At 44.1% G+C, this 12,817-nt stretch carries 9 protein-coding genes; 4 read left to right on the plus strand and 5 right to left on the minus strand.

All coding sequences use genetic code 11. The features are described from left to right. Positions 1–99 precede the first annotated feature (99 nt). Both LMH68_RS01890 and LMH68_RS01895 read left to right on the plus strand, forming a co-directional pair. Complete coding sequence (locus tag LMH68_RS01890) at positions 100–1,641, plus strand: HD-GYP domain-containing protein (RefSeq protein ID WP_229647223.1); 1,542 nt, start codon at positions 100–102, stop codon at positions 1,639–1,641. Positions 1,642–1,843: 202 nt separating this feature from the next. Beyond that, positions 1,844–3,034: an amino acid aminotransferase gene (locus LMH68_RS01895; RefSeq protein ID WP_019822582.1), complete on the plus strand. Its 1,191-nt coding sequence runs from the start codon at positions 1,844–1,846 to the stop codon at positions 3,032–3,034. Between the two features lie 123 nt (positions 3,035–3,157). Here the strand turns inward: LMH68_RS01895 and LMH68_RS01900 are convergent, their stop codons facing one another. Further along, positions 3,158–3,799, minus strand: a complete 642-nt coding sequence (locus LMH68_RS01900) for an outer membrane beta-barrel protein (protein ID WP_052878179.1) — start codon at positions 3,797–3,799, stop codon at positions 3,158–3,160. A 150-nt stretch (positions 3,800–3,949) separates the two neighbouring features. On the opposite strand from LMH68_RS01900, the gene LMH68_RS01905 reads away from it, so the two are divergent. Further along, a complete protein-coding gene (locus tag LMH68_RS01905; RefSeq protein WP_048609207.1) occupies positions 3,950–5,839 on the plus strand; it encodes a DUF294 nucleotidyltransferase-like domain-containing protein in 1,890 nt (629 codons plus the stop codon). Positions 5,840–5,844: 5 nt separating this feature from the next. After that, positions 5,845–6,561: a 3'-5' exonuclease gene (locus LMH68_RS01910; RefSeq protein ID WP_229647222.1), complete on the plus strand. Its 717-nt coding sequence runs from the start codon at positions 5,845–5,847 to the stop codon at positions 6,559–6,561. 210 nt (positions 6,562–6,771) lie between these two features. Here the strand turns inward: LMH68_RS01910 and LMH68_RS01915 are convergent, their stop codons facing one another. From LMH68_RS01915 to LMH68_RS01930, 4 genes are all read right to left on the minus strand, one after another. Beyond that, on the minus strand, positions 6,772–8,661 hold the full coding sequence (locus tag LMH68_RS01915) for a GGDEF domain-containing protein (RefSeq protein ID WP_229647311.1): 1,890 nt from the start codon (positions 8,659–8,661) through the stop codon (positions 6,772–6,774). Positions 8,662–8,681: 20 nt separating this feature from the next. Further along, positions 8,682–9,830 carry an extracellular solute-binding protein gene (locus LMH68_RS01920; RefSeq protein WP_029235305.1) on the minus strand — a complete coding sequence of 383 codons (1,149 nt, stop codon included), beginning with the start codon at positions 9,828–9,830 and terminating at the stop codon, positions 8,682–8,684. 351 nt (positions 9,831–10,181) lie between these two features. Then, positions 10,182–11,276, minus strand: a complete 1,095-nt coding sequence (serC, locus tag LMH68_RS01925; RefSeq protein ID WP_017065411.1) for a 3-phosphoserine/phosphohydroxythreonine transaminase — start codon at positions 11,274–11,276, stop codon at positions 10,182–10,184. Positions 11,277–11,439: 163 nt separating this feature from the next. Then, positions 11,440–12,702, minus strand: coding sequence for a DUF945 family protein (locus LMH68_RS01930; RefSeq protein WP_229647221.1), 1,263 nt, complete (start codon positions 12,700–12,702; stop codon positions 11,440–11,442). Positions 12,703–12,817 lie beyond the last annotated feature (115 nt).

The following is a 12,817-nucleotide window of genomic DNA, read 5'->3' on the forward strand; positions in this document are numbered from 1 at the left end:
GTTTCTTGTATCAATCCACGAAAGCTATCGATAGAATTTCCGGTCTTATTCACGTCAGTTATGCTAATTATTCGCAATTCTAAAGTCGTGAATCAATGAATGCGTAAATCTAATAAGAATGAGAACAAAGGCTTACCGATGGATACTTCAAATTACAATCAATCGCTAACGACTAAGTTATACGTCATTGCTGGCGTGCTGTTTGGCACCTATGGCAGTCGGGTGTGCCCTATGCTCGATAGCTTAACGACGTTAGAGATTTTCACACAAGTCAGTATTGTGTTTATCTTATTATGGCTCGCACGTCGTTACCCATTGGCGCAACATACCTTGGTCAAGCAAGGCCGATTCGCGCAACTCGATACCCTGCTATTTTTTGCTGCAAGTGTGCCTTTCGCGCTCTACTACAACTTAAGCTATGAATTCACCATAGATAGTAATTTGAAGGTGCTGTTTGGCATGAGTCTATTCGGCTTCTTTACCGGAACCATTCTTCAATTGAATGCCAAGCTCAGCCAAATGGATAAAATGGAGACGATTGGACAATTCGACTTCCAACTGGTTGGTGAAAGAAGTTCACTGGTCAAGCAGATGATAGGCTTGGTTATCGTGCTTCTGGTAACACTGACGACTATGTTGACGATGATTGCTGTCAAAGACATCTTCTGGCTAGAACACAACCCTGACCGCTTATTGGATGGCACCGGCAAGATCAGCGTGATCAAAGAGTTTATTTATTTGGCTGTGGTACTGGGTGGCTACGCGATAACCATCATGACGCTTTGGAGCAAGCTAATTAAGCGTATTCTCCTAAGCCAAGAGCACGCATTAAACAAAGTCACCAATGGCGAGCAAGGCGTTCGCTTACCTATTTTCGGCTACAACGAGCTTGGATCAATGGCATCTATGACCAATACCATGCTTGATAGCCTTGAAACCGCGCAAAACGAAGTGAAAACCACACGTGACGTGGCCATTGTGAGCTTATCGGCATTGGCTGAATCTCGAGACAATGAAACGGGCGCACATATCCTAAGAACTCAAGAGTACGTCAAGGTGCTCGCACAAGAGCTCAGCAAATCAGAAACCCACTCAAGCTTGTTAACTCCAAACTACATCGAGTTGCTCTACAAATCTGCGCCTTTGCACGACGTGGGCAAAGTAGGTGTTCCTGATAGTGTGTTATTGAAGCCGGGCAAATTGACGGACGAAGAGTTTGAGATAATGAAAGGTCACCCCGCGATTGGGGCTGAAGCGTTATCTATTGCAGAAAAGCAGTTGGGAAGTAGCTCTTTCTTAAGAGTCGCAAAGGAGATATCTCTCACTCACCACGAGAAATGGAATGGCAGTGGTTATCCTAATCAGTTGTCTGGTGAAGATATCCCGTTATCTGGCCGTTTGATGGCGTTGGCCGATGTTTATGATGCGCTAATATCGAAACGCGTTTACAAGCCAGCCTTTACTCATGAACAAGCCAAACAGATCATCTTAGAGGGCAATGGGACGCATTTTGATCCGCAAGTTATCCAAGCTTTTCTAGCAGTTGAACAAGCGTTTGTTTCAATTGCCGCGACCTACAAAGATGGCAAAAATGTAGCCAGTGAACTCGAGCGCGAAAGCTTTATTGCTCAACCAGCGTAATCTATTCAAAAACCACTAACTTCTTGCACTCTATAGGTTAATCCGTAGGGTGTTTTGTTATCAAATACCCTCTTTAGTCAATAAATCTGATTGAAATGGATTTTTTTTAGCCTTTCTGTTCACTTCGTATTGTCTTAAAAATTCCATACAGGTATAACTACCCATAGATACTATCCCCTCTCAATTGACATGGATGAAGATTATGTTTGAAAAAGTGTTAGCTGCTCCCGCCGATCCTATCCTCGGCCTTACTGAAGAGTTTAAAAAAGACTCTCGTGCAGAGAAAATCAACCTTGGTGTTGGCATCTACAAAAATGAAGATGGTCAAACGCCTGTACTTAAAACAGTAAAGAAAGCAGAAGCTGCACTTCTTGAAAACGAAAAAACCAAATCTTACCTAACGATTGAAGGTACGGCTGAATACGGTCTAGCGGTTCAGAAACTTCTTTTCGGTTCAGACGCAGAGATCGTTGCATCTCAACGCGCTAAAACAGCACAAGCTCCAGGTGGTACAGGTGCACTTCGCGTAGCGGGTGAATTCATCAAGCGCCAACTGGGCGATGTAAAAATCTGGATCAGTAACCCAACTTGGGCAAACCACAACGGCGTTTTCGCTGCTGCGGGTATCGAGACAGCTCAATACAGCTACTACAACGCTGAAACAAAAGACAAAGACTTCGCAGGCATGGTTGCTGACCTAGAGAAAGCTTCTGAAGGCGATATCGTTCTTCTTCACGGCTGCTGTCACAACCCAACAGGTATCGACCCAACAACTGAAGAGTGGGAAGTTCTTGCTAAGCTGGTTGCTGAGAAAAAACTGCTGCCTCTATTCGATTTTGCTTACCAAGGTTTTGCAAAAGGCGTTGAAGAAGATGCTGCTGGCCTACGTATTTTTGCTCAATACAACAAAGAGATCCTTGTTGCTAGCTCGTTCTCTAAGAACTTCGGCTTGTACAACGAGCGTGTTGGTGCATTCACTCTGGTTGCAGAATCTGCAGACGTAGCAACAACAGCGTTCTCTCAAGTTAAGAGCATTATTCGCTCTATCTACTCTAACCCACCAGCGCACGGCAGTGCTGTCGTTACTCACATCCTTGGTGATGCTGATCTACGTGCTGAATGGGAAGCAGAAGTAGCAGAAATGCGTGACCGTATCCAAGAGATGCGTGAGCTATTCGTAACAACACTGAAATCTGAAGGTGTTGATGCAGACTTCACATTCATCGAACGTCAAAACGGCATGTTCTCTTTCTCAGGTCTAAGCAAAGAGCAAGTAACTCGCCTAAAAGACGAATTCGCAATCTACATTGTTGGCTCTGGCCGTATCAGTGTTGCTGGTATGACTAAGTCGAACATGGGTCCTCTATGTAAAGGTATCGCTGCGGTTCTTTAATCGTAAAGTGAAACCTGTATTTACAGACCAGAAACCTGCTCTTGCAGACCGATAGATATGCAAAAGCCAGCAATTAAGCTGGCTTTTTTGTGTCTCGACTTTCAGGTTTAGATACTTTGTAAGTTAATACTCTAAGAAAAACTCTACACCCAACTCATTGGTTCGTTCGCTACGAATTTTACCTTCACCATCTCGATGTTGGTATGACCCACCAATCGCAAACTTGTTGGTCACTAGATAACGTAAACCTAAGTGATAGATCTCTTCATCAAACAGGTCACTTCGGTTCACTTGCACACTGCCATTGGCAATCCAACGTTTCGCAAAGCCATAGTTAAGCTCAGCTTTTACCCCTTGGATGAACTCAGTGTCTGAAGATTCAGTTTGGTTGGTGTCATTATTTTCAACCTTACCCTTAGTGATACCAAGCAGGTAGTAAGCCACTATATCTAAATCTTTCTTAATGCTGTAACGGTAACCAACACCTGGCATCAGCGTATCAATTCGAGTTGTGGTGTCATCAGGGTGAATAAAGCGTGCGCTGTAGTCTCCCAGCAACAACCAATCATCCGTCATCGCGTAACTGACGCCTAATCCATACGACGAGGCATTGTTATTACTGCCTGCATCTTCATTTAAACTGCCCGAATGCGCCGTGGCATAAATATGGTCGTAATCCAAAATATCCACCGCGTTAGTGTCCGCCCACAAACTTGGAGAAAACATAAAAACCGCAGATACAAAACTAAGCTTCCACTTCGACATTCCTATCATCCTTAAACTGTCACTCCATTAATTGAAAGGTTAGTCTATCCATAAGACTTTAAAAAGGTTTTAGCTCACAGATTGATTTGTGACGGCAAAATATTATCAAATGTTGTACCATGAAATCATACAAACCAATGGATGATCATTATGGATGCTGAGTTATTAGAGATTCAAAACTTTCTGGCACAATACCCCCCTTTCACAGAACTCCCTGAGGAGATGTTGGCGAAAGTGACCAGTAGCGTGGAAATTTCTTATTACCGCCAAGATACCCCTATCATTCACTTTGGTGATCAAATTCATGACTTATACATCGTTCGAAGTGGCGAAGTCGAAGTCTACCGTCGTAAAGGCGAACTCTATAACCGCCTGGATGAAGGTCACCTGTTCGGTCAAATGGGCCTACTGACCAACAACAAGGTGCGTTTCCCAGTTAAAGCGACTGAAGACACCCTACTCTACTGTATTCCTGAGCCTATCTTCCAAGAGCTCTACGACAACTACGACTCTTTTGCCGATTTCGTAGAAGTAGAAGATAACGCACGACTGCGCCAAGCCAACTCAGACAGCAACGACGCTAACGACCTAACAACATCCAAGGTTAAAACGCTACTGACCAGCGAAGCGCCAATGATCGAAAAAACGCGCACGATTCAGCAAGCTGCGACCATGATGGCACAAGATAATGTTTCCTCTTTGCTGATCATCGACCCAGATATCGTTGAAGATGATGAAGATGACTCAACACCCGTGATTGGCATCATCACCGACCGAGATTTGTGTACGCGAGTCCTCGCCGAAGGTCTCGATCCATCGGATGAAGTATCCAGCGTAATGACACCAGAGGTTATCTCACTCGACCATAATGCTTACGTATACGAAGCTATGATGACCATGCTTCGCTATAACGTGCATCATTTACCAGTACTCAAAGATAAGAAGCCGATTGGTATTATCGAAGCGACCGATATTGTTCGTTACGAATCTCAAAACTCGCTGTTATTGGTAAGCAGCATCTTCCAACAACAAAGCATTGAAGATCTAAAGGTGCTTTCCGAGCAAGTGAAAGACAGCTTTGTGCGCTTAGTTAACGAAGATGCCAACGCCCACATGGTGGGTACTGCAATGTCGGTAATTGGTCGTAGCTTTAAGCAGCGAATTATCGAACTGGGTGAAGAGAAATTGGGCAAGGCGCCTATTCCTTACTGTTTCCTCGCACTCGGCTCTATGGGGCGTGATGAGCAGTTGCTGGTTACAGACCAAGATAACGCAATCATTCTTGATGATACCTACGACGAGAAAAAGCACGGTAAGTACTTTGAAGAGCTATCGACCTTCATTTGTGATGGCTTAGACCAATGTGGCTATGTGTACTGTACTGGTGACATCATGGCAACTAACCCAACGTGGCGTATGACTCGTCGCCAATGGGAAGAGTGCTTTGCCGATTGGATTGATGATCCAAACCCGAAAGCCCTGTTGAATGCTTCAATCTTCTTTGACTTAGATGGCGTTTATGGTCGTCTAAAATGGGCCGAGCAATTGAACAGCTTTATTGTTCGACGCGCACGTAAGAACAATCGCTTCTTGGCGTGTCTTGCACGTAACGCACTCAACCGTACACCGCCGCTCGGTTTCTTCAAAGATTTCGTGATGGAGAAAGATGGCCGTCACAACAACTCTATCAACCTTAAGCGTCGTGGTACTGCGCCACTGGCCGATTTGATTCGTGTTCACTCGCTCGCGGTAGCGTCTCGCTCTAAGAACTCGTTCGAACGCTTAGATGACATTATCGACGCTGGTATTCTGCCAAAAGGCCGAGCTCAAGATTTGAAAGATGCGATGGAGTTTATCTCTCTGGTTCGTATTCGTCACCAAGCACACGATGTCGACAACAACATCGAGCCTGATAACAACATCGAGCCAGAGAACCTGTCTGACTTCGAACGACGTAACCTAAAGGATGCATTCCAAATATTAAGTAATGCGCAAAACTTCCTTAAGTTCCGTTATCAAGCCAGCAACAAGTTTAAGTAGGGCCTATGAACAAACTATTCAGATCACCTGCGGTCGATTGGCCATTTAAGTTTGCTCAGAAGCTTGAACGAGCGAGAGACGAGCGCTTAAAGCACTTTTATAGCCAGCCTATTCCTGCGCCTGATACGCCACTTTCAGAAGTGATGTTTTTGGCTGTCGACTTTGAGACAACGGGGTTAAACCCAAACAAAGACGGCATCATTACCATTGGTTTAGTGCCATTTACGCTCAATCGCATCTACTTGCGACAAGCCAAACACTGGACTCTAAGACCAAAACAGAAACTTGAAGAAGAGTCTGTCGTGATTCATGGCATCACTCACAATGACATCATTGATGCGCCAGACCTTAGCGAAGTGTTGGGCGAGATCTTAGAATCAATGGCGGGACATATCCCTGTGGTTCACTATCGTCGTATCGAACGTGACTTTTTGGACAATGCATTGAAAGTGCGACTCGGTGAAGGCATTGAGTTCCCAGTCCTCGACACGCTGGAGATTGAATCTCAGATCCAAAATAAACTGGCTGGCGGCTTGTGGAACAAGCTGAAAGGTAAGAAGCCAGCTTCAGTGAGACTGGGTCAGAGTCGTCGTCGATACCATCTGCCCGACTACACGCCGCATCATGCATTAACTGACGCTATTGCGACCGCTGAGCTACTCCAAGCGCAAATTGCTCATCACTTTGACTCTGAGATGCCTCTGAAGAGTTTCTGGCTCTAGCTGAGTTACGTAAGCTAAATACAAACACAAAGCCCATCAACTTCCATTGGTGGGCTTTTTCATTTTTATCGTCTGTGTTTAAGCAACGGTTGGCCCGACTAAGCGCATTTCCCATAAGCGTTTAAACATATTATAACGTCACACCGCAGCAGTTCCGCTCTAATGGGCGTCGAAAATCGTGATCGCTATTTGTCAGCGTGATTGGCATTATTACTTCCCAACCACAGACAACGTTTGGTAATAAAGACGCTTTTGCTGATACATATTCTCATCAGCGACTGAGAACAATTGCTCAACGTCTGTTGAATCACTAGAGGCTGCACCAATCGAGAATCTGACAGGAATAGAGATACCCGCTTTAGTCTCGATTGCCTGTTGCTCCTGAGCAATGTACAACTGCTCAGTCATCTTTGCGACATTGAGCGAACTCGACTCACCAGACGTTAAGGTAAGCACCGCAAATTCATCTCCACCCAAACGGTATAGATTACTGGCAGGTGTCAATTCGTGGCTGATTACGTCTACGCAGCGCTGTATCAGCTCATCCCCGATCTCATGCCCATGAACATCATTGGTCGTTTTCAAGCCATTGATATCAATAATGATCAAAGAAATCTGATTTTGATTGTCGTTAATGCTGCGTTTACTGAATTCGAGATCTTCATTAAAAGCTTTACGATTCAAACAGCCAGTCGGCATGTTAATCCGTGTAATATTTTCGAGCTCTAGCCAACCAGCTAACTGTTTTTGGTACATGTCAAAAATCAGAAGATCTTCTTCACTGAGGACATCAAATGAACTTGAACAAAAATACCCGATCGCCGTCCCCTGTGAGTCACAGAGTATCAGGTCAGCCTCGCCAGTCCGGTTAAAATGAAACTGAATCGAATGTTGAACAAGTAATGTCTTTAACTCTTGATCGACCATTTGAGGAATCAACCGATATTCAGCCGCGTGTCTTGATGATGCAAACTGAACGATCTTCAAAATACGATGCTTCTGGGATTCTTCACGCGCGAGCGAATTAGTTAACTTGCTGGTTTTCTCTTCGACTAAGTCCTCTAGCTGAACATTAAATCTTTCGAGTTTATCGTTACTTTCGGTAAGCTCACGGACTTGATATTGTATGCGACCCCACAAGGTTTCCAATAAACGACTCAGCGTGACGAACTCTGTAAAACGATGTTCATCCACACTATGAGTCGGTGACTGGTTATGCGAATACGACGTAACAGATTCAGCCAACAAGTTTAACTGCCCTGAGAACCAGCGGCTTAGGAACAGAGCAAACACAATCGAGATGGCAAGCGTCGCCACCAATATTCTGACAAAGACCACCTGAGCTTGTTGCATCTCTAATAAACGCTCACTGTCGGAAATATGATGTTTGACGTTCAGTACCAATTTGTCGGTAAAGAATGTGCTGTCGATAGAGATAATGTTCGCACTTTGTTCAGAAGATTGAGCATCCGTTGAATCAATATAGTTAAACTCAACCGACTCATTTTGATAAAGGAAAGGCGTCACTTTAGTCTTAAGTCTGTCATACCCCATAAGAACCACAAGATAACCCTGCGGCGTGTATGTAGAACCTTCTATCAAACGATAAGGTAAAATCGGCGCGACAAAAGCGATACCTGCAGCGGCATTATCCGCCACTTCAGTTTCGGTAAACTCGGTGTGGAACAATTTCCCTTGCCCATAAACCGATTGAGGACGCTTCAAGCTTTCTAATAACTGGCTCTGCTCAAAATGGTACAAGCTGCCTTTGCTGTCATAAATGGGCTTCCAGTTTTGGTCCAGAATATAAGTCGCGGACACACTCTCCGCTAGCGCATTGAAGCTATCCATCTTGTCCCAAACAACACTCGAGAAAAAGATATTACCACCCGCTTTAATCAATGATCGGTCATGCGAATACCATTGAGTTAGGCTCGCCGTCAGCTTAATTTGCTCTTGTACGGTTTGACGAATACCGGTCGTAGAGTTGTCCAGCTTGGTTTCTTTTTGCTCTAAAGAACTTTGGTTTTGTTTATTGAGAATCAACTGTCCCGCTAGGTAAACAGGAAGCATTGAGCAAGCCAGCAACACCAAGCCCATGGTGTATTTTAATGATAGCTTCAATCTCTTACCCTCATATTCGCCGAGTAATATTGAACAAAATCATTGTAAAACTTATGCAGTTCACTCTTTGGCATCCCTGACTTGTAACGCTGATACGCCCGAGCCGATGCCTCCCAAACGATCGCCATCTTGTAGTCACTCGACATCATTTGCGATGCTTGAAACTCATCGTACATATTTGAAAGTGTCTGGTTACCTTCCTCAACACGGCGTTGATTAACCTCATAAAACGGCGAAACCATGGCACTCGAGTGAGCTAAATAGGTGAAACTGTTTGATTGCAGGTATTGAACGACTTCTTTCAAAGCCAATTTCTTATCTGGGTTTTGCATGCCTTTTTCCGTGACAGCAAAAACCTTTGCGCCACTAAATGAAGACATACTTTCACCACGATAGGTCGGCAACGAATTGATGTACAAATCTCGACCAAAGGCGGCATCGAGTTCGCTGAACGCCCAATCACCGTCAATCAAAAACTCGACTTCCCCATTGATGAACCTCTGCCTCGCGCAAATATCGCTGCACGATGATTCGATGACTTTTTTCTGCTGCAACATGTCGATGAAATCAAAGATAGCAACTAACCCTTCACCATTAACATTCTTAGACGATAATAAGTCTTCAGAAAAAAGCTGATAGAAAGCTAGATAGAAGTACATGTTTGGATTGGGAAAAAGCACGCTCACTTGATCGGACTGAGCAGAGCGTTCAATTAGGCTCTCCCATGTCACGACTTGCGCTTGAGGCTTGCTCGAATACAGAACGACTTGGTTTCCAATACCAACCGGTAACGCCTTAAGCTCACCGTTGATGACCACTGCATCGAGCGCTTTTTTCTCATAGCGTTGGGTATCGACCCAAGCATCAGGAAGCGTCGCTAAATCGATATATTCAGTTAGACCTAAGAAGTCAGAAGGAACCCAGATGGCGTCGGGAAAGGTATTGTCTCTAGGATCAGCAACAAGCAGTTCAGAACGAATACTGTTGACGTCAAACGAACGAATTTCTACACGATGATCAGTCATCGCTTCGATATGTTCTTTTACATAATCGGCCGTTTCATAATTAATACCAGCCCATATTTCAAGTGTGGACGAACAAGCAACGGCCGGAAATAGCATCGCAAATAGACTCAATAACCTCACACTTGGTTCCTTGTGGTAAAAATTAGACGTTGGATTTTAATCGCCCATCAATAAACCGGGCGATGCGGCTTATCGCTCACTGCTCATGATTAGAGACCTAGCTTTGGGCGACACGTTATATAGTAAAAAGTGCCTAAATAACAGTTGATACTCTCGCTTTAAGAGAAAGGTCTGCTCATTCTGATACATCCGTCATATCTCTGGATGACTGTTCTTACAATAAATCAACATACCATACCCTTTATTATTAACGACAAAAAAAATGCCGCAAAAGCGGCATCTATCTCATTCGGTGCATTCGACACAATAAAAATCAAATAAGCAATTTATCAGTCAAAGCCCTATCATCGATTAAGCGTATTTCTCTTCGAAATCTTTCATGAAGCTAACCAGCGCTTGAACGCCTTCCAGAGACATTGCGTTGTAAAGTGAAGCTCTCATTCCACCTACTGCTCTATGCCCTTTCAGTGATTTCAGACCTGCAGCATCAGCCAATTCTAGGAACTTGCCATCTAACTCAGGTTTCGCCAGTTGGAACGGCACGTTCATTCTAGAACGGTTTGCAGTGTGAACATCGTTTTTGTAGAAAGCTGAGCTATCGATTGCATCGTAAAGCAGCGCTGCTTTCTCTTTGTTCACCAACTCCATCGCTTCAACGCCACCTTGAGCTTTCAGCCACTTGAACACAAGGCCTGATAGGTACCAAGCGTACGTTGGTGGTGTGTTGAACATTGAGTCTTTTTCAGCAAGTACTTTGTAGTTCAGAATACTCGGCAACACGTCGTTTGCGAGTTCGAGTAGATCATCACGTACGATTGCAATGCAGATACCCGCAGGGCCGATATTCTTTTGCGCGCCCGCGTAGATAACACCGTACTGAGACACATCAATCTTACGAGACAGAATGTTAGATGACATATCCGCTACGATTGGCTTATCCGTTTGAGGAAGCTCGCTGATTTCAATACCATCGATGGTTTCATTCGGACAGAAATGTACATACGCAGCTTCCGGGTCAATTTTCCAATCTTTAGCTGGAACAACCGCTGCTTTACCATCAATTGACGTCTTCGCGTTGAATACATCGATTTCGCAATATTTGCTCGCTTCAGTCACTGCACTTTCTGCCCAGTAACCCGCATCAATGTAAGTCGCTTTCGTCGCATCACCTAAAAGGTTTAGAGGAACAGCAGCGAATTGAGCACGAGCGCCCCCCTGACAGAAAAGAACTTTGTAGTTGTCTGGGATGTTCAGAAGATCACGTAGGTCCTGTTCGGACTCGTCAGCAACTTGAATAAATTCCTTGCTGCGATGGCTGATTTCCATCACGGAAGTCCCTAAACCATTCCAATCAATAAAGTCCGCTTGCGCTTGTTTCATTACCGGTTTAGGCAGTGCAGCTGGGCCAGCACTGAAGTTGAATACGTTATCTAATGTAAGTTCCATGGGGATGATTGCTCCTGCTAAATAATAACTATGCAAGTAATACCATGTTTTACCCAACATAAAAACAACAAAAGAGGTCTTAAGACCTCTTTTGTTTTGTACCGTATAAAATGTTTAAGCTTAACCTGCTAAATCACCCTATCAGTATTCACGCCTGCTCTGTTTATTGAACAAAAACCGGCATAAGTAGAGCGATTAATGGAATTTCTTGTCCATTTTCGAACACTAGGTTTCCATTTTCTAAGTCAGCGCTGATTTCATAACCACTGTCTGTTTCCTTGATCATTTCCATCACAAGCAATTCATCGATACCTTCACGGATGAATGGATACTCTTCAACAAGTTCATTTGAGAAGCTAGAGTGAACGTTGCCCGTTAATGCAGGCATGATCATCGAAGGGTTGCTGCTGATGTTTTCGGTCCCTTCCGGCACGCTCACCAACCACTTAGATTCGAACTGTCCCTTACCTAACTCTAACGACATGTTGTTCATTGAAAGGTCGAAACCTTTAGCAAACAGGATATCGATAAATGGAATGATCTCTGCAACATCATCTTGAGTCAGAACCGGATTTGATTGGTAGATTTCAAAGATCTTCTCAAACGATTCACTGTCCAGTTTCGCCATTTCGAAATCGACGTTTAAGTTATTCACTTGACCTTCGTTGGTCTCGATATTGGCGATATCCAACTTGAGATTACTGCGCAGACGTTTAGTCGCTTCATCAAGGTGAGATTCAAAATCGTACTTTGAATTTTCGATAGTCATGAATGGCTGCATAGCCGAATCCGAAACTAGGAAGCTATCGATAGTAAAATTCTGTGAGCCTAACCAATAGCCTTTTGCTTGCTGGCCAGAACCAACACCCGTCAGGTTCGACAGTGTCACTTCTTCACCGGTTTCAAAATCAATTTGCACAGAAGGAACCGTAAGCTTGTAATCGACTTGCCCTAATACAGTGGCATGGCCAGACAGGTTCGATTTCGTGATAGAGACTGAGGTACCATTATCATCAGAACCTTGATAATTAAACTGACTCAACTCGAAATTAAAATCAGTGTTGCCGTTTAACTCGGTACTGGTAGTAAGAGTCAGAGGAAGAATATCTGCATTTTCAAATGTCGACAGCGCACCTAGGCTGACTAGACCATGGCTAACCGCGCTGTTGATAACAAACTCACTCGGAATCCCATCAAGCGCGAGTTGCTCTTTGAGATTTTCATCCGTCACCGTTAAACGTGTTTTAACATTAGAAGATAAATAACCTCTATCGTATTCCACGATCTCAGCTTGAATGCTTGAATTGTTAAGCTTTGCAACGCCATCAGTAATCGCGTTTTGTCCAATTTGCCCAACCGCTAGTGGCCAACAAAGTGCCAATGAGATTGCTCCGCCGATTGCGCCAATTTTTCTTAACTGTTCCATGAGTTCTCTTTCTACACGTGTCTGTTTTTTTTAGTCTAACCCATCAGTAGCAAACAAGAAACATTGAGTTAAATCAGTCTATTGCTCGATACTTCGATTGCCTCAATAAATTAAC

The sequence above is a fragment of the Vibrio sp. F13 genome (assembly GCF_020806305.2).
In the GTDB taxonomy this organism is placed as follows: Bacteria; Pseudomonadota; Gammaproteobacteria; order Enterobacterales; family Vibrionaceae; genus Vibrio; species Vibrio crassostreae_C.

Coding starts and splice junctions, on each gene's coding strand:
- LMH68_RS01890 (WP_229647223.1), top strand. CDS start 100: ATGCGTAAATCTAATAAGAATGAGAACAAAGGCTTACCGATGGATACT.
- LMH68_RS01895 (WP_019822582.1), top strand. CDS start 1,844: ATGTTTGAAAAAGTGTTAGCTGCTCCCGCCGATCCTATCCTCGGCCTT.
- LMH68_RS01900 (WP_052878179.1), bottom strand. CDS start 3,799: ATGTCGAAGTGGAAGCTTAGTTTTGTATCTGCGGTTTTTATGTTTTCT.
- LMH68_RS01905 (WP_048609207.1), top strand. CDS start 3,950: ATGGATGCTGAGTTATTAGAGATTCAAAACTTTCTGGCACAATACCCC.
- LMH68_RS01910 (WP_229647222.1), top strand. CDS start 5,845: ATGAACAAACTATTCAGATCACCTGCGGTCGATTGGCCATTTAAGTTT.
- LMH68_RS01915 (WP_229647311.1), bottom strand. CDS start 8,661: ATGGGCTTGGTGTTGCTGGCTTGCTCAATGCTTCCTGTTTACCTAGCG.
- serC (WP_017065411.1), bottom strand. CDS start 11,276: ATGGAACTTACATTAGATAACGTATTCAACTTCAGTGCTGGCCCAGCT.
- LMH68_RS01930 (WP_229647221.1), bottom strand. CDS start 12,702: ATGGAACAGTTAAGAAAAATTGGCGCAATCGGCGGAGCAATCTCATTG.